This window comes from Synechococcus sp. PROS-U-1 (genome assembly GCF_014279755.1).
GTDB lineage: Bacteria > Cyanobacteriota > Cyanobacteriia > PCC-6307 > Cyanobiaceae > Parasynechococcus.
This window is the reverse complement of record NZ_CP047951.1, coordinates 1576247-1596412: the sequence shown is the minus strand read 5'-3', so window position 1 is coordinate 1596412 and position 20166 is coordinate 1576247. Positions and strand designations below refer to the sequence as shown.

Here is a 20166-nt window from a genome sequence, read left to right as displayed (position 1 = left end):
CTTGTAGCAAATGAAGGAATATGATTTCTCTCTGTATGCATCATCTTCAGCTTCGACCTCCACGCTGAATACGTCACTAGGGTCGTTTCTGTTGGCGAAGTCTATAAACCACTTGCCATTGCGCCGAAACTGAGTCGACTCGTACTCGTCCGAACCTGAAAATCTTTCAACAAGCACGCCTTTTGAGCAATTGATCCCTACATCCCATGGCTTGTATGCTTTCGAGTCGTCAAGATTTTTGATCCTCTGCAAAAAGTAAATCCAATCTCCTTTGTAATTAACTGAGTCTATATCTACTTGCATTTGCAAGTTCCTGGAATTGCTGATTTTGTCGGTATCGACCCAGGTGGCGGCTGCTAACTGAGCGGTCCATGCGAACGAGGTTGCGAGGACTCCGATGAAAATACCTAGTGAATTACGGATCATTGATCAGATATTCGGTAATGCTGAGTCCTACTTTAATGATTTACAGCTGCTTTGATGCACCTCTTATCGATTCCCGACAAAACCTCACACACACTTCACCCCGTCAGCAATGGCGGGGTTTTTGTTGCTTGAGCAGAGCGGGGAATACTTCTGGCAGTCACGTCTCACCAACAACGCCACACGCAAAGCCTCAACAGGCGAGACATGCCGCGTGACCATCAGGATTACCGGCCGATAGGCATGAGTTCGGACCCACCAAGGGATCTTCCTTTGGTCGCTAAATCGTACATTTCCTGGTGAATATTCTCCGATTCCTTACTAAACCAATTCGCTAACTCTGGCTGCACAATTTTTTTTGGGCCAAGGTCAACGAATGAATACTCAAGCGTAATAAAGTCACCTCCAACAGTTCGATAACCAAGCTCAAGAAGAACCTGACCGCTAGTAAATGGTGTATCAATTTTTGCTTTTGTTGCATTGGGGCCGAGTTCCACCACCTTTGTAGCAACAGTGCCATCACCGGATGCATCCCTGATTCTGATCAACACAGCTGCTTCTTTACTTTGGCTCAGCAAGACCTGAGTTTGCTTCCTTAGTCCCCATTGGCACGCGATGTCATTGGAGCAAACCGAGGTCTTGAAAAACGAGAGATCTTGCTTCAGAGGCTGGGCCTTTTTGTCCTGTCTGAGCAAACCAAGTTTCGAGAGCAGCCATTTCATCGCAACGATTTCAAATGAGATCGTTGATAACCCATTTTTGGGCTGGCATGAGAGATTCTTCTTAACGCTTAACCCGAGTATCTGTTGTTACCACGGAGCTTGAGCGATTTTTCCTGCTCAAACATGCGGCTGAGCTAATGGGCATTTGACATGTGTGGCACTACGACTTGCCGCTAATTATTGCTGGGTTATGAGTCGGGGAGCCTGATGCCGCAGGAGTAGCAGGCTGAAAGCAATACAAAACCCGTAAGGGAAAATCAGGGGGCGTTGTGATTGTCGCTATCCATCTCCCGACAAAACATTTACTAGCCCCGTCGCAAGATGGGGTTTTTTATTGGCAACACTGCTACCACTAGGGCAATTTCAGCTCACCCATGGCGAAACCTCCTGCTGGTTCATCCCTGCTCTTCGGTGCTCTTGTGGACTCTGGTCGGATTAAGCAACGCAAGAACGGCAGCTACCGCATGGTGCTGAAGGGCGTTGATGAGATTGATTGGTTCACAGACCGCCCTAACCGTGTCGCTGGTGAGTGGTCACCCAAGCAGCTTGTGAAGAAGTGGGACGGGCTATTTGGTGATGGCGACGGGCCGCCGAATGCCCAAGCCACCTTCGAGGTGGGCAACAAGCGGAAGCTGGTGACGTTCGAAATGTTCAAGCCGAAGCTGAGTAATTCAAATCAAACCATAAGTTTCAAGGTTCGTGGTATTGGCGCGAGCAACAAAGATGATTTGACCGGCTTGGCCGGCAAAGAAATGTCCGAGGTCTCACTATTTATTGATAATGCTTATAATAACTACGAGTGTTCAGCTACGGCTAATGCTCTGAATAATTTTGTTTCTGGCGCATGGGGATCTGCGTTTGGGCCTCAATCCGCGACTTTCACAAATGCCAAAGGTAGTAACTATGCATTTGTTAGCCTCTATGAAAATGAAGAAACTCAGCCATTCACTCCTTCTCAGCAGTATAAGATGGTTCAGAGCTCGCTTCAGTACGTAGCAGATCAAGCGACATCTGATGATAACAATGATGTCGCCTTGCAAGATCAATACGTAAACATCAATTCTGATGAATTGAGCAGTCTCCTGCTCTCTGGCGTTGATGCATACCGTGATATCTTTACCGGTATTCTAACCAGTTCCGGAGAAGCGAATCCGTTGACGCAGACCTCATACGCCGATTACCTTACTATCGCCAATCAAGCTTCTTTGTTCGATTGCTTTGATTCCAACGGCTAATATATGATCAATAATTGATTGGAGTTGATTCTTATGGGTGCTGCAGTTTGCATGTCGCAATCTCTTCCCGAATGCTGAATCAAATTGTAATAGTTTGATTAACACTTAGCCCCGTCTCAAGGCGGGGTTTCCGGTTCGCACCGTCTCCGGCGTTGTTCAGACCATACCGACTTATGTCAGAGGCGCAGGTTTTTGTTCAGGCCTTTTTTTTGGGGCTGAATTCGGCGCAAATTTGGCACACCTGCACAAAAGCAATAAAAAACCGCCCCTTATGGAGCGGTGGAGATATCAGTTGGGGTCTGACTTTTTAAGTGGTCGGGGAGACAGGATTCGAAGCTGCGGCATCTTGCTCCTAAAGCGAGAGATTCCTTGAGTCAATTTCTGTGTTTTCCCAGTCTCTGACTCAGTTTTAGTAGTGCTTTTGAGTCGTGAGTTGTCAGCAGGTGTTGGCAGGTATTTTGCATTTTGCGCACGTTTTGTGCACACTAGACATAGCGAGATGCCTTTCTCGTTGTGCCACGCGTCGTCGATAGAGCCACCTGGATCAAGCCTTTTCGAGAATTGGTTCGCACCTCCTGTGGCGCGGGATGGAAGGTGCGCAATGCACGTGGGCGGATGCGACTTGAGGTTCAAGACCATGGGTCAGTGATGTTGATCTACCCCTGGTCTCAAGAGGGAGCCAGCTCAGCCCTCCCTCGCATTCAGCAGATCTTCAAGCGGTGGAACCGTGGTCAGATCACCCTTGCTGCTGCAGCACAGAAAGCCGACACCTCCAGCAGTCATCAGAAGCTGGATTTCAACAAGCTGTTTGAGAAATATCGGGAGTTCATCCCCAACGCTGGCGACACAACGTGGCGATACAACTACCTGCCTGTCCTGAAGAACCTGCGTGTCTGCTTTGAAGGTAAGCCACCGGTTGATGGCGAGGCATTGGCGATGGAGTGCCTCAAGCAATGGGAACAGGGCTTACGGATGCGCCAGACAAGTCGTCAGAAGCTCTATGGCTTTCTGAATTGGGCGGTGCAACGTGGTCACCTCAAGCCGATCTACAGAACCTGAAGCACCTAGCCCTTCTGGTGATGTCATTCCTACCTACAACGTTGGTGACTCCATTAAGGCAGCAGACCTGAATGAAGCTAATAGTCTCTTGCTTCAGAAGATTGAAGAGCTACAAGCAGAGATTGCTGTCTTAAAGGCTCAGAACGCCTCACTCATCTAACCTCCCTTGCCAGGCAGAGCCACGCAAGAAAGGTGGATATATATAGAGCAGCAATCACAATGAGGTTCAAAGGTAGGAAAAGGTCCCAAAGAAAGGAGAATCCTACTGAGACCACTCCTGCCCATCCCAAGCCTTCAAGCCAATCCACATCACCTCCTCTTCTTCCTATCAAAGATCAGCCAAAGAACAACGCTTGAACCAAGCAGATAAAGAATATTTTGCTTATCAAGGAAGTCAGGTGCATAAATCCTAAAAGCACCAATCACCAGGAAATCTGCAAAAAGATACCAGGCTAAGGCTTGGAAGTTGTAGCTCATGACTCTTCAACGTCATCAAATTCTTGAATAAGACATTCATATTCAAGGTAACTTATTGAGCCAAGTAGATATTCACATCTGCCTTTCAACCAGCTTGATACCTCAATCTGCTGAGCCTGTGGTGTTTCATCCACAGTGATGAGTTTCAGATTCTTTCTCCAGTTCTGCTCCCAATAGGACATGACATACCAGAGGGGACATTGAACATATCGTTTCCACTCAATGGATTCTGTTACCTAGACAACAAACTATTTAAAACTATGCCTAGACCTAACACTAAACAAATTAGCATCAAAGAATACGGATACCTCTGTGGTCAAGCTCCTGCACGGGGTTCTTTCTACGATAGATACAAGGCACAAGCCCAGTCAAAAAAGGGCTAAATAAAGCACTATGAGCCCGTTTTTAGCCTCTCTACGGGCTTGAATTAAGGGCTCTGGTGTACTCACACCTAAGCCAATATACTCAGCCCTTAAAGGGTTCATTGCCTAATTAGTTCATCATGGACCAATCCCTGTAAAGATACTTGTCCTTTGCGTATCTTTTCTTTGCACTGCTCAATGATGTAAATACATCCCAAGGCATCAAAGATGAGCCATTACTGCTACCTGCTCTTGGATGGTGAAAAGATTACTTCAGGTGTTCACCCTGATTCAATCATTACTGAATGCTATATATAGTCAGATGGAACAAGAGTGCATGTGGTTCTTGGTCAAGAGGAGGAAGACAAACTCCTCTTCAAGAATTCTTTGATGTAGATATAGCTTGACTTTAGCCCCAGGCTGATTCATCTATTTCAACAGCCTTCTTTCTATATTCATTGCTCAATGCTCCTAAAATCATATAAATGTATTTGTCATCAGCACCTGTCCTCATCTTGAACTTCCTGAGCAGAAAATTCAGATCATCATATAGTTCAGGAAGCTCTTGTCTTTTGTTATCCAAAGAAGGGGTAGACAACCATTGGGGAGCAATTTATCTTATTCAATCTAAGAAGCCTTAGATAGTGAGCGTGGGTGTTGTACGGATACCAACCCCTTAGAAAAAATGAAATAAATTTCTGAAGTCTCATACACGTGTGTGCAAGGGCACAGTAGCCCCCATAGGGGTAGTACTTTTTTGGACAAGGGCAGGGTACTGGGGTATCCATTAATGCCTCTTCTGCTGCTCATACAAATATTTCCTGGCTGTCCTGTGTTCCTCTCTCCAGCTGCCGTTGGTGAACTGCAGCTCCAGCGTTGAATCCAGCCGCTTCACGATCCAGCTGTCGGGGACCATGTCGGTCAACGTTCGCCAGAGCGTTGCCTTCGACATCTCGAATGTCGGCGCCAGCATCAGCACGTTCGAGCGTGGCTTCGACAGCGCGACCTTCAACGCCTTCGCGCACGCCAGGTAGGACTTCCCGAATCGTCGTCCGCAGGTCGCCATCACGAACCTGGCGGGATCGGCGAACACCATCGATGCCTTTGGCTTCAGCGTTAGATGGAGTTGACTCATTGCACATCCATCCACGAGCTATGAGGTCCATTGCTGTTCTCACAGCTGCGGTGCTCGCAACTGTTGTTAGTCCCGCCAACGCCGTGGAGTTGAAGCTCCGCTGCGAAAACCCTCAAGTCGAGTACGCCAATTCGACTTTGTATATCGATGAAGTGAATGGTCGAATCACCCGAATTTGGGATGCCGACGGTTACAGGGACACCAGCCCGGCCACATTTAAAGACGGGGTCTGGCGCTGGGTGGGCACTATCCCTGTAGAGGCTGGAGAGCCCGACATTCCTATCGACTTGAGCCTTGATCGTCGAACGGGAGAAGTTTTCGCTGCAATCCAAGTGGGATCGGGGACGCTCGTACCAACCGGGGAGTTTTGTCGTTGACATAACAAGGCTTCCGTTAACTACGGCTGATGCCACCGCAGAGTGGCTGAAAGCAATACAAGACCCTTCGGGGAAAAGCAGGGGGCGTTGTGATTGTCGCTATCCATCTCCCGATAAAACCTCACACACACCACCCCGTCAGATTCAGGCGTTTCACGTCAGCTCGGGGAAAGCCGCTTCACCCCCACGGGCGAAGGTTTGACGTGTCCGACCTCTGAATCTGTTTGCTTGAAACAAGTGTCGTGAACACGCCAATTCCTGTCAACAGGTGGCAGAAAACTTGTGTGGTGAGCGCGGCGTGATCCTGGTCTCTCACCACACCGTGACCACATACGCGTGCGCGAGCAATAAAAAACCGCCCCTTCTGGAGCGGTCAAGATGTCAGCTGGGGACTGACTTTTTAAGTGGTCGGGGAGACAGGATTCGAACCTGCGGCATCTTGCTCCCAAAGCAAGCGCGCTACCAAACTGCGCCACTCCCCGGCGCCTTCAGAGGTTAGCGGTCAGCGTGCAGCTGTTCAGCGAGATCCACGCCGCTTCGAATCGCTCCCTCCGCTGTCCCGAAGCCAGGACCCTTGATCCAGTCGCCGCAAAAGCCCACCGCGCTGGTGGGGCACCACTGCAGTTCTGGGTTGAGCGGGTGGTTCAGGGGGCGTGAGGCCCCCCATCGCATCACACCCAAGGGAGTCGCCTGCTTCAACGCGGCTGAAACCACCGGCAGAGCCTGGAGCAGTTCGGGCAACAGGCTCACCAGGCGCTTTTGCTCTTGGGCAAGCAGGCGTCCATGGCTTTGGGGTGTGATCGCTTCTCCGGAATCCAAACCATGCACCACCAGCCCCCAGCGTCCATTGCTTTGAGGTTGCAAAACGAGTCGTTCCACCTTCCATTGCTTCCTGGCTGCGTCGTTCAACCAGATCTGAGAGGGGAGTTCGTCGCTGTTGAGCTCAAGCACGCCCAGGTCCACCATCAGGTTCCAACGCACCTCGGCTTGGCTTCGTTGCAGCTGGGTGAGCACCGCATCAAGGCCGACGTCCACGCCCTCTGCAACGGCTGATCGCAGGGGGACGTCATCCCACGCCAGCATCTTCAGGGAGCGGGGATGGGCCAGCAGGGTTCCACTGAGCACCAGTCGCTGGGCCCTGAGGCTCCAGCTCCGGTCCTCATTTTCCAGCAACCAATGATCATGGCGACGCTCCAACCAGCGCACTCGGGTCTGGAATTGACGGCTCAGTTGTGCTGATCCACCGCTTTCAATCAGCGCTTCGCAGATGCGGGCCATGCAGGGAAGTCCATGCCACCACCCCCCGCTTGGACAGGCCTCAGGGTTGGAAGCGGCAGACAGGCCTGCTTCAACGTCGAGTGACAGCACAGGTCGTTTGTCCTGCTGAAGTACACCCGCCGAGATCAAGGGCGACAGCAGAGCATCCATCCCATCAGACAGGGAATGGCTGAGGGCAAAGCCAGGGGCTCCATGGTCCAGAAACCAACCATTTAGATCTCGCCTGCGACGGCTGGCTGCCCTGCCTCCTGGTCCCCGTCCAGCCTCAACGACTGCGATGTTGAAAGCCGATTGCAACTGCTGAAGCCGGCCAATAAGGCTGCAACCGGACAGCCCAGCACCGATGACCGCGAGATCAACCTCAGGCATGCTCGCTGACGTCATCGCCGCTGATCACATCCAGTAGCGCTCGGCAGCGACCCGGGAAAACAGTCCGCCCAGCAGAGCCAGAAGAATCGTGACGCCAAAAAACGCGAAATACGCCATGAGAACAGCTGGCTAGACCTGGGAATTCACGGCTTTCTAACAGTCACCGCGTTGCAGGCCAGCCTGAGTCACGAGACGACATCAAAGCGTTGATATGGGTCGCCTGAGATTCGAACTCAGGACCAGCCGGTTAAAAGCCGGATGCTCTACCGCTGAGCTAGCGACCCGTGCCCGCTTGGGCATGCCATTTATGGCACCGAATGAGGTTATCACTCAGGTCGCCAGAGAAACTGGTGGTTGCTGAACCATGGTCATGACTGGCTCGAAGCCCTGGCCCGATCCCCAGATCGATGCGGACGCTTGGGTCGCCGATTCCGCTGTTGTAATCGGCAACGTCCGGATGGCTGAGGGCAGCAGCCTCTGGCCCATGGCTGTGGCTCGCGGTGATCTGGAACAGATCAGCATCGGAGCGGGGAGCAACATTCAGGATGGCGCCGTCCTTCATGGTGATCCAGGGCAGCCGGTGCGCATTGGTGCTGACGTCACCGTTGGCCACAGGGCTGTGATCCATGGCGCGACGCTGGACGACGGATGCCTGGTGGGAATTGGCGCCATCGTTCTGAATGGCGTCACTGTTGGAGCAGGTGCTCTGGTCGCCGCTGGATCGGTCGTCACAAAGGATGTGCCCCCTGGGACTCTGGTGATGGGCGCCCCGGCCGTCGTGAAGCGGGATCTTCCTCCCGAAGCGATCGACGAGCAGCGCCACCATGCCCAGCGCTATGCGCGACTGGCGGCATCCCACGCTCAAAACACTCCTTGAACTCAACCCCTTGATTGCTGCGAATTTGATCAGCTTTCAAGGAAGGTCGTGGGATCCACGTAGAAGTCCGTAAGATCGGCGACACTGATTTCCGTTTTCAAGAATGGTCCGAGTTGCCATCGGTCTGGTCCTCATCCTGGTGATCGTCGGTTACTCGGCCTTCAGCGTGATCACCACGGGCCAAGTGCTGGGGATTGATGCCCGTCTGTTCCTTGTGGTCGCTCCGATCCTCGCCGCCATCAGCTGGGCTGCCTTCAATATCGGCCGTGCTGCGGTGGGTCAGCTGCAGCTGATGCTCAAGCGCAGCCGCGCTTGATTCACAGGCGAGCAAGCTTCGTAGGCTGAAGGCTGCTTGATGCAGCTGGTTGTCTCAATCTCCCCATGTCACTGTGCTCGGTGCAGGCCTTGCCGGCACCGAGGCGGCTTGGCAGATCGCCCGTGCTGGGGTTGCAGTCACCCTGGTGGAGATGCGTCCGATTCGACGATCTCCGGCCCACCACAGCAGCGACTTCGCTGAGTTGGTCTGCAGCAACAGTTTCGGCGCCCTGAGCAGCGACCGTGCAGCGGGTTTGTTGCAGGAGGAGTTGCGTCGGCTGGGATCCCTCGTGATCGGCACGGCAGACACCCACGCTGTCCCGGCGGGTGGGGCGTTGGCCGTCGATCGCGGTCGCTACAGCGCTGCGCTGACTGAAGTTCTGGATCAACACCCTCTGGTCACGATTGAACGCCGCGAGCAGCACACCCTGCCGCCGGCTGATGCGATCACGGTGCTGGCGACGGGGCCGCTCACCAGTGAACCCCTTGCGGAAGATCTGCGCTGTTTCACCGGCCGAGCTGATTGCCACTTCTTTGATGCGGCGAGCCCAATCGTCCATGGCGACAGCATCGATCTGTCGGTGGCCTTCCGCGCCAGCCGCTACGACAAGGGTGATGCGGACTACATCAATTGCCCCATGGACAAGGAGCAATACCTGGCCTTCCGCCAGGCCTTGCTCGAAGCCGAACAGGCCGAACTCAAGGACTTTGATCAGAACGACGCCACCTTCTTTGAGGGCTGTTTGCCGATTGAGGAGCTGGCCCGTCGGGGTGAAGACACCATGCGCTATGGCCCGTTGAAGCCGATCGGGCTCTGGGACCCTCGTTGGGGTGACGTGAATGATCGCGACGTGCGTCGGGCCAAGCGCGCCTATGCCGTGGTTCAGCTGCGCCAGGAAGACAAGGATGGTCGTCTGTGGAATCTGGTGGGCTTCCAGACGAATCTCAAATGGGGAGAGCAGAAGCGTGTTCTTCAGATGATTCCTGGGTTGGGCCAGGCGGAATTCGTGCGCTTCGGTGTGATGCACCGCAACACGTTTCTTGAATCGCCGCAACTGCTGCAGCCCACGCTGCAATTCCGTCAGCGTCCCACCCTCCTGGCTGCTGGTCAGATCACGGGCACTGAGGGCTATGCCGCCGCCGTCGCCGGTGGCTGGTTGGCCGGCACCAATGCGGCTCGGTTGGCCCGGGGGCTTGAGCCCATTGATTTGCCGGCGACCTGCATGAGTGGAGCCCTCACGCATTTCGTCAGCGAGGCGCCCACCGCGAAATTTCAGCCGATGCCCCCCAATTTCGGGCTTCTGCCGGATCTACCGGAGCGAATCCGCGACAAGCGAGCCCGCTATGGCGCCTACCGCGATCGCGCTCTGCATGACCTGGAGCCGGTGCAGGCCCTTCAACCCGAGACTCTGACGGTATGAACACCACTGCTGAGGCTCGCCGGATCGAACAGCGCTCGCTGCGCTTTGGGGTCGGAGCCAATGCAGTGATGGCACTCGCCGGGTTTTCCGCCCATGTGCTGACCGGTTCGTCGGCCCTGCTGTTGGACGGCCTCTATTCCGGTGTGCTGGTGGGTTCATCGTTGATTGCCAGCCGCATCAGCATGAATGTGGTGCGTCCTCCGGATCGAGCCTGGCCCTATGGCTACGAGGGGCAGGAGGCCTTGTATGTGTTGTTCCGCTCCCTGGTGCTGCTGGGGGTGATCGGCTTTGGCGTCGGCAGCGCCTGCTCCACTCTGATCGACTGGTGGCGGGGCTCCAGCATTGCTCCGCTGCATCTGGAACCGGTGGGGCTGTACACCGTTCTGATGACAGCGCTTTGCGGGCTTTTGGCCTGGCGGCATCGGCGGGATTGGCGCCGCACCGGGGGGGTGTCCCTGCTGCTGTTGACGGAGGCCCGCAATGCTCGGATCGATGCGGTCATCACCCTGGCCACAGGCCTGGCCCTTCTGGCCTCTCCGTTATTGCTGGCAACGCCGCTTTCCGCTCTGGCGCCGATTACCGATGCGCTTCTGGTGCTTGCGGTCAGCCTGGCGTTGTTGCGCGAACCCTTGGCGGCACTGCGTGATGCCATGGCCCAGGCCGCCGGCTGCGCCGCCGACCCGGATGTGTTGCAGCGCACGCGGGTTGTGTTGATGCAGGAACTGGTGGGGCTTCAGCTGCAGATGATGGACTTCACCGTGCAGCAGCTGGGTCGTACAGCCTTTGTCGTGGTCTACATCAATCCGCTGCAGCCCCAGGAAAGTCGGGTGATTGATGGGCTGCGCCATCACATTGATGCCCGTTGCAGTGCAGAACTCGGCCGGCCGGTGCGGTCCGAGGTGATCCTGACGGTGATGCCACCGATTCATCGCCCGGATCCAAGGCCGCAGACGGCCCCTTAGCGTCACTTCAAAGAAGCGATGCCATGAGCGAGAACCAGCAGTGGGATGCCGTTGTGATCGGTTCCGGCATCGGTGGCTTGGTCACCGCCAGCCAGTTGGCGGCGAAAGGAGCCAAGACACTCGTTTTGGAGCGCTATCTGATCCCCGGAGGCAGTGGGGGAGCCTTCAAGCGTGCGGGTTACACCTTCGACGTTGGAGCTTCGATGATCTTTGGCTTCGGGACGAAGGGGTACACCAACCTGCTCACTCGCGCCTTGGCGGACGTGGGCGAGCACTGCGACACCATTCCCGACTCCGCCCAGCTGGAGTACCACATGCCCGGTGGCCTGCGCATCGCGGTGGATCGCAACTACGAGCAGTTCATCGCTGACCTCACGGCACGGTTTCCGCATGAGGCCGAGGGAATCCGCCGCTTTTACGACACCTGTTGGCAGGTGTTCAACTGCTTGGACTCCATGCCGCTGTTGTCCCTGGAGGATCCGGCCTATCTCACCAAGGTGTTCTTCAAAGCGCCACTGGCCTGCTTAGGCCTAGCCCGCTGGCTGCCGTTCAATGTCGGAGCGGTGGCTCGACAGCACATCAAAGACGAGCAGCTGTTGAAGTTCATCGATATCGAGTGCTTCTGCTGGTCAGTGATGCCGGCGGATCGCACGCCGATGATCAACGCCGGCATGGTGTTTTCCGATCGGCATGCAGGGGGGATCAACTACCCCAAGGGAGGCGTCGGCGTGATTGCCGAAAAGCTGGTGCAGGGATTGGAACGCCACGGCGGCGCCATTCGCTACCGGGCACGGGTCACGGAGGTCCTGATCGAGAACGATCAGGCGGTGGGCGTGAAATTGGCCGATGGCGAGATCATCCATGCCAAGAGGGTGATCTCCAATGCCACCCGATGGGACACCTTCTCGGGTGATGGTGATGAAAAGCGCCGCTCAGGCCAGGCCCTTGTGGATGCGGCCCACACGCCTGACAAGGAGCAGTTCTGGCGCAAGCGCTATGTGCCTTCGCCGTCCTTCCTCTCGCTGCATCTGGGCGTTCGGGCCGATCTGATCCCGGTCGGCACCCACTGCCACCACCTTCTTCTCGAAGACTGGAACCGGATGGAGGACGAGCAAGGGGTCATTTTCGTGTCGATGCCTTCGCTGCTGGATCCGGATCTGGCCCCGGCTGGGCACCACATCGTCCACACGTTCACGCCGTCATCGATGGAGGCCTGGCAAGGGCTATCGCCCAGTCAGTACCGGGAGAAAAAGGAAGCCGATGCCGCGCGATTGATCGAGCGCCTGGAGGCAATTCTCCCTGGCCTCGCTGATGCCATCACCCACAAGGAGATCGGCACGCCCCGCAGCCACCGGCGTTTTCTCGGTCGCTTTCAGGGCAGCTACGGCCCGATCCCGGCGATGCAGCTCCCGGGTCTCCTGCCGATGCCGTTCAACCGCACCGGGCTGAAGAACCTGTATTGCGTGGGCGATTCCTGTTTCCCCGGCCAGGGTCTGAATGCTGTGGCCTTCAGTGGTTTTGCCTGTGCCCATCGGGTTGGGGCCGACCTCGGCCTGAACCCCTGGGCACTGCCGGCCTGATCTTCTGCCTAACTTGAACCGACGTAGGAGTAGGGATGCCGCCCGAGTTTCAGCCGTCGTCCGAAGACCTCGCCCGCTACCTCGAGCAGAGGGGTGAGCTCAGCAAGCCCTGGAACCTTCAGATGTTGCGTCTTCAGAAGCTGAAGGAAGCCAAGGAGTCGATGGATCCTCAGCTGTATCTCGAGAAGGTGCAGGAGGCCCATGCCGATCTGATGCGTCTCGGCCAGTTCTGGAAAGGTCGTGAGCAGGAGGTGTTTGGTGGCACCTACCAACCCTCCGAACTGATTGAACCGTTGCCGGGTTCTCAGGACGACCGATGACCGGCATCGAACGCTTCGGGCTATCTCCCCTGATCCGCTTCACTCTGCTCAGCCTTTATGGGGCCTTGGTGTTGCCCTTGCCCTTGCTCGCTCCTGCGGAGTCGCGCTGGCTGATGGTGGCCGGGCTGCTGCTGGGCCTTGTGTTGGTGATCGGTTTGCTCAGCGAACGGGTGGAGACGGATGCCGAGGGCATTCAGGTGCGTTACCCCGCCTGGATTCGGTGGTTACTGCGCCGCGGTTGGACCATGCGTTGGCAGGACATCCGTGCCTTGGTTCCCGTTGGCACCAGTCAGGGTGGAACGGTCTACTACGTGAAGGCAGCTGATCTACGCCACCAGCTCTTGCCGCAACGCATCGAGCGCTTTGATCGATTTCTGGAGCTTCTGGCGGCCAACACCAATGTGTCGACTAAGGGCATCGGGCGTTTGACACCACCTTGGACCTATCAGCTGTTGGCGGGACTGGCCGTGATGATGATTGCTGGGGAGCTGCTGGTCTCCCTCGCTGTGGCGCAAGGTTGGCTCACCATGCCGGCGGGTTATCCAGGTTGAAGAAAGCTGTTCTGTCAGTGCTTTGAGGCGGCTTTGCAGATAGACCACAACGCGGCCTCGCGTTTCATTCACATCGGCCTCTTGGTCAACCAACAAAGATCTCTGAAGTAACGGTGTCCGTTGGCGTGAGGGGGCATGGGGACTGTCCCTTTAGTGGTGTCCGTGACCTGGTCAGATTCCTTGATCTTTATGCCAAATTCACTGTGGTTACTGCGTCAACAAGGGCTTTCTGCCAGCAAGCTTGCAGCTCATCCAAGTGACTGATGGGAGGCCAGACGCAACGCTCGGCCCTCTTGTGGAATCACGTCGAGAATGATTATCATTCTCTTGCGGGCACCATCAACCAATTTTGTTCGCGCTAGTCAGCCTTGGCGGGACGCCGCTGAGGCTGCTTTTTTTGGGAAACGCCAAGTTCCGTGCAAGCGCCGCTGTTGGCTCTTTGGGGTGCTGCTCTGTCCCTGTACAGCGCTCCGAAGATGAGTGATTCGTGCATCGCCCCAGAGCACTCATGTTTGAGACATGGTGAAGGGGAGGGCCGAGCTGCTGGCCCTCCCCCCGTGACCCTCGATTCATAAGGAAAGCTCGAGTTGTTCGGTCACACAACGTTGATACCTGGTCTCATGCCCTGAAGGCTGAGAGATTGCTGAGCGCATTTGTGTTGGTCAGCGAAGCCACGTCGTCGGAAGGTGGCGTTGTTGCTCCAGTCCATGGCGCATCCAATGGAGCATGTTTGTCGTCAATCGGATGTGGGGAGACCGGATATATCCCTGACTGCCGCAACACCACACTGTGTGGAATCAAACAAGCGATCCCGAAGCCGCTCCGCATATTCATGGTGTTTGCACATGGCATGGCTTGTATGTGCTGAAAGAAGCTCTCGGCATGTATTGCATCGAACGCCAAGGCAATGACTGTCAATGGAGGCGCGAAATTTGTTTTAAGACTGAGTTCAAGGCTTTTGTCAACGCTCGCACCAAGTCAATGGCGACATTGGGGACGTATCGCGTTGTTCATGCAACTTGGGCCAATCAAGTGGTTGCTGAAGTGAATGGAGTGGATCTGGTCAAAAAGAAAGACAACAGGGGTGACAGTTCTGCTGAACCCCTCCACTGAAACCTGCTTCGTCTTGACCTGTTTGAGGCGTGTGGTGATCCGGTTTCAGCCTTCCCACCCCCTCCCCATCCCAGTAGAGGCTTCAGGGGTCTCGACCCGAAAGACTGCGTCGTTCATGGGTATTAATACTTGCGTGGTCTGTTGGGTGTGAGTCGGGTCATCGCAGGCCGACGTCATGGTCCCGATTGCCAGGACTTTTCTTCGTGCAGGCCCACGGTTTGCGTGTCAAAGGCTCGAGCATGGGCGCTGGGGCGATAGGGATACCGCCCCTCCCCACTCTTCCTGCGTCGACGGCCCGGCGAAGTGAGCGTTCTTGCTCTTGGTTTTCTTCTCTTGAGTGGTAAAGATCGATGTATGGCTTGAGAACGACGCTCATACGGCTCAATTGAGGACAACGTGATGAACGCAGGGCCTGCCTGTCCGATCAGGTTCCCCCCACTTGCTCTGTCATCCAGCCTTACGGATGACGTCTTGACTGCTGCTGAAATTGAGTGGCGTTGTTGGTCGGGTCGCCAGCTGGAGAGAAGAGCGACAAGGGGATTGAGAAGGAAATGGATTGGCTATCACTGCTATCTCGCTTCCGATTGAGATCAGCTGGTGACCACCTGTCACGACAAAAACGACAGACGCAGGACAGCTTGATCGCTTTCGATGTTTCAGTGTTGATCAGGCTTCTGTCCATAGGCCAGAGCTGCCACTTGGCTCGTCGGGTGTGTGGAATGAAATCCAGTTTCAACCATGGGAGCTTCGGCTCAACCGTGGTGAACCCACCTGCTGGTTTCTTCCTTCACTTCGGCGCCATCGCCGATTCTGGTCGCATCAACCACGGCAGCCATGACAGAGGCATTCATGACTTCAACGTTCAATGGATACAGAACTAACTCCTTGCCAACCAACGACGCAGCCACTACCCCCACCCGTCAGTAAACCCCCGTCAGCAACCCCCAGTGGAGATTCAAGTGAGTCGGTGGTATCTCGTTTAGAGAGTGCCTTGGCGCAGTGGGCCAGCACATTTTTTCCAGCCCATCGCCTTGAGACTGTTCCATTTCTCCAAAGCCTCTTGGCGAGTCATCAGCTGACTGCCCTGGGGGATGGGATCGTCAGGTGGTCGCCAATGAAAGTTGCGCATGCAGATCAAATCCTTTCGAGAGCTGTCTTTATGGCTTGTGAACTGGCAAAACAGCTGTTGCGGCTCATTGCTGAGCCAAGCGCCTTCAGATTTGTAGGAAAGATCTTCAGTAATGGGTCTGCTCCATCAGAGCCTGCCCTGATTCAGCAACCAGCTGCTGCTTTTGAGATTGGAGCTGGCGGAGCTTCTCAATGTGCTGCTCGTGTTCTCCGCTGCTCCAATGTTGAGGGAAGGCGACTCGGGCCTGAAGCTCCGAGATTTCGTTATTGAGTGTTCTCGCTGGGTCCTCGGTCCGCTGTACCCCTTCACTGTGAACCATCACAGCCATCTGTGCAGCAGTCCCGCTTGGGGATGCTCAGCCCCAAGGCCGTCGAGCCTGGGAGACAATGCTGAAACCATCCAGGCCAACCCATGAGCAAAGCCAGGGACCTGATCAATGCTCACCTCTATCCCGTGCTGGCATCCTTTGCGGTGATCTATGGAGCCATCCAGATCGCACCGATCGCCAACCAAGCTCGGTCTTTCAACCAGTGCGTTGAAACCATGGAGAAGACGGCCGCGAAGTCACTGAAGGGCATTGGTGCCGTCGCCATCTGCAACGGTCGCACCGGGGCTGACGTTCTGATCGTCGACTAGTCAGACGGGGATTTCTGCTTCGATCTCCCAGCCTTCATTGGCAAGCTCTTCGGAGGTCCTGGAGGCGTCCTCAGACGAAACATCGATCAGGAGAAACGTCTCCCCTTGGTTGCAATACAGCCTGGTCAATCCGATCACGGCGGGGGCTCCCGGGTGTCGACACCGTCATGGTGACTTACTGGAACGGATGAAGCAACTGTGTCTGAACTGGACACAACTCTTGATTTCATCCAGATGCTGGGCGTTGCCAAGTCGTGTCGAGACGCTGAAATCGATGCAGTTGCTCCTCAAGGATGACAACCGAGCTGACAAACCTCCCCTGCGGAACGGTTCAGGTCAAAGTCTGCATGAATCACATTTGTGAACTGGGTTGGGTGAGCTCACACCATCTGGTTCCACCCAAAGAAGCCCAACTCAAGAAATCAATTCGCGACCACTCGGAAGCCTCTTAGCTGTTCTGCCCCAATGCAGCTCAGATGTCTGCCTGTGATGAAGATCTGGGACTTCACTGTCTGTTCGGCGCTTGGAACGCAGAGCCAAACGCGATGGTTGTTGAGCTCTCTTCGCCCCTCGAGCAATGCCTTCCCGTTAAGCACTGGCGTCCTGTTGAGGCAAGGCAAAACAACCTGTATTGCCGCTAAGTGGGATGAGGACGCGATCAATGTTGGCGTGGATCTCTTCCGCATGCTGGTCAAATGAATCACGTCATGGACTGGAAAGATTCCAGTGACTGACTGCAATCAAGAGATCAGATTCAACTCGCCGGCAAGTTATCCAGACTGAAGCGGTAGCCCCGTTGGCGCACGGTGGTGATGCCACCGCCTTCACCCAGTCCAGCCTGCTCCAACTTGCGGCGAAGGGTCAGCACCTGCGTGTCCACGGAGCGGGGGCCACCGCTGAAGGGTGGCCAGGCCATGCGCAACAGCTCCTGCCGGCTACGCACCAACCCCGGGGGCATCAACAGGGCGCAAAGCAGGGCAAATTCGCGGGGGCTGAGTTCCACGGGCTGCTCCCTGAGCGTGACCTGGCGCAACAACAGATGAACTTCAAGCGGTCCGACGGTGACCCGTTCCTGCAGGCCGCTGTGTCCGCGCTTGAGCAATGTGCGGCAGCGGGCTGCCAATTCTTCAAGCCCGAAGGGCTTGCGCAAAACATCATCAGCGCCGTCATCCAGCAGGCCCACCACCGGCTCTGCACCGGTGCGTGCCGTCAGGACAATCACCGGACAACGCAGCTGCTCGGCCAACCGCAGCGCAGAACTGCGCTCCAGCAATTCAGCACTCACCAGAAGATCGGGAGACTGTTCCTGGCACACTTCCAAAGCTTCAATGGCATTCGCCACTGCAGCGGTGAGATGTCCGTCTTGACGGAGCCGCTGCACCAGGACCGTGCGCAGGGTTGGATGCGGCTCGACCACCAAGACCCGCGAGGGCTCCTGACCGGTGCTTGAGGTTGGCATCACAACCGAATCGGAGCTGGCTGAAGACGTTTCAGCCGTAAGGTCGTGGGGAGTGGAGGTCACTGGATCGGCCCGGGCGCGCCTACGCTAAGCCGAATTTCCTGGCAGGCTGGTAACAGGGGCTGCTGTTGTATCTCATGACATCACTCGACGACCCTGAAGCCATCCGTCATTTCCAGTCGCTGTGCGATGCCTGCCAGGAGCTGACCACGCGCTATCACACCCCTTCGGAGCTACGGCTGTACTCCGACGGCTATCTGCATGCTCTGAGAAAGTCAGGTTCTCTGGACCCTCGTTCTCAGCATCGTCTTGAGCAATTGATCGATCGCTGGATCATGGATCCATCCAGCTTCATAGGCCCTGACGGGGATGTGAGCACGTTGTACATGCAACATCCCCAGGGTTATTGAATTAGCTGGCGAGAGCGATTTCCAGTTTTTCCCTGAGTTCGCCGGAGTTGTACATCTCGATCAGGATGTCTGAGCCGCCCATGAATTCCCCTTTGACGTACACCTGAGGAATGGTGGGCCAGCTGGAAAACTCCTTGATTCCCTGACGGATTTCCATATCGGAAAGAACATCGAATGTCTCGAATGCCACACCGAGGGAGTGCAGGATCTGGACCACGTTGTTTGAGAATCCGCATTGGGGCATCAACTTGGAGCCCTTCATGAACACGAAGATCGGGCTGGAAGCGACCAGAGTTTCGATGCGAGCTTGGGTGGAAGGGTCCATCGTTGATCGTGAGTTGAGCGTTAAGCGGACGCAGCGTCCGAAGGAGTTGACGTGTTGAGCGCGAGGGCATGAATCGCCTCGCTTGCCAATTCTTTCTGCAGGGCGCCGTAGACCATCTGATGCTGACGGATGCGTGAGAGCCCCGCAAAAGCGGCCGACACAACCGTCACCTGGAGGTGATCACCGCCGCCGGTCAGATCCTCGACGGTGACGTTGGCGTCTGGAATGACCTGTTGGATCGCGGCTTCAACGGCATCCGGCTGCACCATGGCGGTGATTGGGCAAGGGGGAACTGGCTCAGATGCTGACAGACCGGCTCATTGGCCGGCAGCTGATGCGCCTCGGAATTCCGTTTCGACAAAGCCAAGTTCCAAGAGACTTTGGTAGGCCTGCTGACCTTGGGGTTTGGCCGGTGTCATCAGCTTGACCACCTCGACAAGCACAGGAACTGCGATTTCCGGCTGGTTCTGGCGCCGGAACAGGGCGGCCAGTCGGAGATTGGTTTCGGCCAGCAGCTCCAGAGCTTCACGGCCCTTGTTGTCCATCTCTCGAGGGATCCGCGCATCCAGTCCGCGGAATGCGCCGCTGAGATCGCGATAGAAGGCCAGGAGTTGCTTGGACGCTTGACGGGCCTTGTCGTAATCGGCCCGAGCCGCTGCCAGGTCTCCCCGGCTAGCGGCAGCGTCGCCGCTAGCGAGCATCGAGCGAACGGCTGCAGGGTTGAAACCACCCTGGGCCTGAGCAAGAACGCGGTTTCCTGCTGATGTTTGTGCGATGCCAGGGGCCGCGGTGACACCCAGGGTCGCCACCAGTGCAGCTGCTGTCAGCAATGCGCGACAACCCATGAGAACAGCGAGAAAAGTTGGGCGGACTTTAGAAGCTCTTTAGCGGTCGGCCCATGGCAGTACGGGCCGCTTGTTCAGCTGCATGCATCGCAGCGGCGAGTTTGATGTTGAACTGTCGCGTCGCTTCGCGGTCGCCTTTTGGTGGCACCGTCAGGGCGGAACCAAAACAGATGGCAGCCCGGCTGAAGGGCCGTGGTGGGGCCTGGCTGTATCCGAGCCCGACGGGAACGACAGGCACGGAAACATCACGGCTCTGGGCGAGCTGGGCCAGTCGCACCAGACCCGGCCGCAGCTGAATGGCCTCATCTTTTCGATGGATCCTGCCCTCAGGGAACATCACCAGCTGCTGACCGTCGGCCAATAGATCGATGGCGAGACGCAGGGTTGTCATGGAAGGTCGTCCCTGGTCCACCGGAAAGCAGCCCAGTCGTTGGAGAAACCAGCCCTGCAGCCCCCGCATTTCAGTGGTTGTCACCATGAAGCGGCAGTCGCGCCCACTGACCCGACGGCCTGCGGCCATCGGCAGCATGAGGGCATCCCAGCGGGCGCGGTGTGTTGGCGCCAAGATCACCGGGCCCTGATGGGGCAGATGCTCCGGATGCAGCACCAGCCGCTCACGAAACTGAAGACGCAGCGCGAGATCCTGGGTGGTGAACATCGCCAGGGGAGCCCAGAAACGGTCGATTCCGACACTCAGGGCGCTTTCTCGGGTCGCCACGGCCGCTTGCAACGGGCTCTACAAATTCGACGTTTGAGAACTTAAGGCCCCCAGGCAAAGCTGCATAG

General features: G+C 56.1%; 26 protein-coding genes and 2 tRNA genes. 14 read left to right on the top strand and 14 right to left on the bottom strand.

Annotation, left to right across the window (positions count from 1 at the left end; all coding sequences use genetic code 11):
* Positions 1–650 precede the first annotated feature (650 nt).
* On the bottom strand, positions 651–1145 hold the full coding sequence (locus SynPROSU1_RS08830) for a hypothetical protein (RefSeq protein WP_186570178.1): 495 nt from the start codon (positions 1143–1145) through the stop codon (positions 651–653).
* 374 nt (positions 1146–1519) lie between these two features.
* Here SynPROSU1_RS08830 and SynPROSU1_RS08825 point away from each other — a divergent pair, with 374 nt between their 5' ends.
* Both SynPROSU1_RS08825 and SynPROSU1_RS08820 read left to right on the top strand, forming a co-directional pair.
* Positions 1520–2380 carry a hypothetical protein gene (locus SynPROSU1_RS08825; protein WP_186570177.1) on the top strand — a complete coding sequence of 287 codons (861 nt, stop codon included), beginning with the start codon at positions 1520–1522 and terminating at the stop codon, positions 2378–2380.
* Between the two features lie 594 nt (positions 2381–2974).
* Positions 2975–3439 (top strand): hypothetical protein, encoded by a 465-nt coding sequence (locus SynPROSU1_RS08820; RefSeq protein WP_255444589.1) that lies wholly within the window; start codon positions 2975–2977, stop codon positions 3437–3439.
* 309 nt (positions 3440–3748) lie between these two features.
* On the opposite strand, the gene SynPROSU1_RS08815 is transcribed toward SynPROSU1_RS08820, so the two are convergent.
* From SynPROSU1_RS08815 to SynPROSU1_RS08800, 3 genes are all read right to left on the bottom strand, one after another.
* Positions 3749–3916 (bottom strand): hypothetical protein, encoded by a 168-nt coding sequence (locus SynPROSU1_RS08815; RefSeq protein ID WP_186570176.1) that lies wholly within the window; start codon positions 3914–3916, stop codon positions 3749–3751.
* Positions 3913–4098 (bottom strand): hypothetical protein, encoded by a 186-nt coding sequence (locus SynPROSU1_RS08810; protein WP_186570175.1) that lies wholly within the window; start codon positions 4096–4098, stop codon positions 3913–3915. Before SynPROSU1_RS08810 ends, SynPROSU1_RS08815 begins: the two co-directional genes overlap by 4 nt.
* 967 nt (positions 4099–5065) lie before the next feature.
* Complete coding sequence (locus tag SynPROSU1_RS08800) at positions 5066–5374, bottom strand: hypothetical protein (protein ID WP_186570173.1); 309 nt, start codon at positions 5372–5374, stop codon at positions 5066–5068.
* A gap of 89 nt (positions 5375–5463) precedes the next feature.
* On the opposite strand from SynPROSU1_RS08800, the gene SynPROSU1_RS08795 reads away from it, so the two are divergent.
* The gene (locus tag SynPROSU1_RS08795) at positions 5464–5790 is read left to right on the top strand and encodes a hypothetical protein (RefSeq protein WP_255444588.1); all 327 of its coding nucleotides are present in this window, start codon (positions 5464–5466) and stop codon (positions 5788–5790) included.
* Between the two features lie 405 nt (positions 5791–6195).
* Here the strand turns inward: SynPROSU1_RS08795 and SynPROSU1_RS08790 are convergent.
* From SynPROSU1_RS08790 to SynPROSU1_RS08780, 3 genes are all read right to left on the bottom strand, one after another.
* A tRNA-Pro gene (locus SynPROSU1_RS08790) sits at positions 6196–6272 on the bottom strand.
* A gap of 13 nt (positions 6273–6285) precedes the next feature.
* Positions 6286–7437: an NAD(P)-binding protein gene (locus tag SynPROSU1_RS08785; RefSeq protein ID WP_186570171.1), complete on the bottom strand. Its 1152-nt coding sequence runs from the start codon at positions 7435–7437 to the stop codon at positions 6286–6288.
* Positions 7438–7649: 212 nt separating this feature from the next.
* A tRNA-Lys gene (locus tag SynPROSU1_RS08780) sits at positions 7650–7721 on the bottom strand.
* 86 nt (positions 7722–7807) lie between these two features.
* Between SynPROSU1_RS08780 and SynPROSU1_RS08775 the strand changes: the two genes are divergently transcribed.
* The 9 genes from SynPROSU1_RS08775 to SynPROSU1_RS08735 all read left to right on the top strand — a co-directional run bounded on the left by SynPROSU1_RS08775 (position 7808) and on the right by SynPROSU1_RS08735 (position 15457).
* Positions 7808–8314, top strand: a complete 507-nt coding sequence (locus tag SynPROSU1_RS08775) for a gamma carbonic anhydrase family protein (RefSeq protein ID WP_255444587.1) — start codon at positions 7808–7810, stop codon at positions 8312–8314.
* Between the two features lie 193 nt (positions 8315–8507).
* On the top strand, positions 8508–8630 hold the full coding sequence (locus SynPROSU1_RS08770; RefSeq protein ID WP_166017357.1) for a photosystem II protein Y: 123 nt from the start codon (positions 8508–8510) through the stop codon (positions 8628–8630).
* Positions 8631–8679: 49 nt separating this feature from the next.
* Complete coding sequence (gene trmFO / locus SynPROSU1_RS08765; RefSeq protein WP_186570169.1) at positions 8680–10050, top strand: FADH(2)-oxidizing methylenetetrahydrofolate--tRNA-(uracil(54)-C(5))-methyltransferase TrmFO; 1371 nt, start codon at positions 8680–8682, stop codon at positions 10048–10050.
* The gene (locus SynPROSU1_RS08760; protein WP_186570168.1) at positions 10047–11012 is read left to right on the top strand and encodes a cation transporter; all 966 of its coding nucleotides are present in this window, start codon (positions 10047–10049) and stop codon (positions 11010–11012) included. Before trmFO ends, SynPROSU1_RS08760 begins: the two co-directional genes overlap by 4 nt.
* A 23-nt stretch (positions 11013–11035) precedes the next feature.
* Positions 11036–12592 (top strand): carotenoid isomerase, encoded by a 1557-nt coding sequence (crtH, locus tag SynPROSU1_RS08755; RefSeq protein WP_186570167.1) that lies wholly within the window; start codon positions 11036–11038, stop codon positions 12590–12592.
* Between the two features lie 35 nt (positions 12593–12627).
* A complete protein-coding gene (locus SynPROSU1_RS08750) occupies positions 12628–12912 on the top strand; it encodes a hypothetical protein (protein ID WP_186570166.1) in 285 nt (94 codons plus the stop codon).
* Positions 12909–13463, top strand: coding sequence for a hypothetical protein (locus SynPROSU1_RS08745; RefSeq protein ID WP_186570165.1), 555 nt, complete (start codon positions 12909–12911; stop codon positions 13461–13463). Before SynPROSU1_RS08750 ends, SynPROSU1_RS08745 begins: the two co-directional genes overlap by 4 nt.
* A gap of 789 nt (positions 13464–14252) precedes the next feature.
* Positions 14253–14576, top strand: coding sequence for a hypothetical protein (locus SynPROSU1_RS08740; RefSeq protein WP_255444586.1), 324 nt, complete (start codon positions 14253–14255; stop codon positions 14574–14576).
* A 719-nt stretch (positions 14577–15295) separates the two neighbouring features.
* Positions 15296–15457 carry a hypothetical protein gene (locus SynPROSU1_RS08735; RefSeq protein ID WP_186570164.1) on the top strand — a complete coding sequence of 54 codons (162 nt, stop codon included), beginning with the start codon at positions 15296–15298 and terminating at the stop codon, positions 15455–15457.
* Between the two features lie 98 nt (positions 15458–15555).
* Here the strand turns inward: SynPROSU1_RS08735 and SynPROSU1_RS08730 are convergent, their stop codons facing one another.
* Positions 15556–15819 carry a DUF1651 domain-containing protein gene (locus SynPROSU1_RS08730; protein ID WP_186572325.1) on the bottom strand — a complete coding sequence of 88 codons (264 nt, stop codon included), beginning with the start codon at positions 15817–15819 and terminating at the stop codon, positions 15556–15558.
* Positions 15812–16033: a hypothetical protein gene (locus SynPROSU1_RS08725; protein WP_186570163.1), complete on the bottom strand. Its 222-nt coding sequence runs from the start codon at positions 16031–16033 to the stop codon at positions 15812–15814. Before SynPROSU1_RS08725 ends, SynPROSU1_RS08730 begins: the two co-directional genes overlap by 8 nt.
* 83 nt (positions 16034–16116) lie before the next feature.
* Here SynPROSU1_RS08725 and SynPROSU1_RS08720 point away from each other — a divergent pair, with 83 nt between their 5' ends.
* Complete coding sequence (locus tag SynPROSU1_RS08720) at positions 16117–16341, top strand: hypothetical protein (RefSeq protein ID WP_186572432.1); 225 nt, start codon at positions 16117–16119, stop codon at positions 16339–16341.
* Between the two features lie 754 nt (positions 16342–17095).
* Here the strand turns inward: SynPROSU1_RS08720 and SynPROSU1_RS08715 are convergent.
* Positions 17096–17800, bottom strand: a complete 705-nt coding sequence (locus SynPROSU1_RS08715) for a response regulator transcription factor (protein ID WP_255444585.1) — start codon at positions 17798–17800, stop codon at positions 17096–17098.
* Between the two features lie 137 nt (positions 17801–17937).
* Here SynPROSU1_RS08715 and SynPROSU1_RS08710 point away from each other — a divergent pair, with 137 nt between their 5' ends.
* Positions 17938–18210, top strand: a complete 273-nt coding sequence (locus SynPROSU1_RS08710) for a DUF6761 family protein (protein WP_186570161.1) — start codon at positions 17938–17940, stop codon at positions 18208–18210.
* A gap of 1 nt (position 18211) precedes the next feature.
* Here the strand turns inward: SynPROSU1_RS08710 and grxD are convergent, their stop codons facing one another.
* Genes grxD through SynPROSU1_RS08690 form a run of 4 tightly spaced genes read right to left on the bottom strand, consistent with a single transcriptional unit; the run spans position 18212 to position 20110 of the window.
* On the bottom strand, positions 18212–18535 hold the full coding sequence (grxD, locus tag SynPROSU1_RS08705; RefSeq protein WP_186570160.1) for a Grx4 family monothiol glutaredoxin: 324 nt from the start codon (positions 18533–18535) through the stop codon (positions 18212–18214).
* A 20-nt stretch (positions 18536–18555) separates the two neighbouring features.
* The gene (locus SynPROSU1_RS08700; RefSeq protein WP_186570159.1) at positions 18556–18804 is read right to left on the bottom strand and encodes a BolA family protein; all 249 of its coding nucleotides are present in this window, start codon (positions 18802–18804) and stop codon (positions 18556–18558) included.
* 48 nt (positions 18805–18852) lie between these two features.
* On the bottom strand, positions 18853–19380 hold the full coding sequence (locus SynPROSU1_RS08695) for a hypothetical protein (protein ID WP_186570158.1): 528 nt from the start codon (positions 19378–19380) through the stop codon (positions 18853–18855).
* Between the two features lie 28 nt (positions 19381–19408).
* Entirely contained in the window at positions 19409–20110 is a 702-nt protein-coding gene (locus tag SynPROSU1_RS08690) for a 1-acyl-sn-glycerol-3-phosphate acyltransferase (RefSeq protein ID WP_186570157.1), read from the bottom strand.
* Positions 20111–20166: the final 56 nt, after the last annotated feature.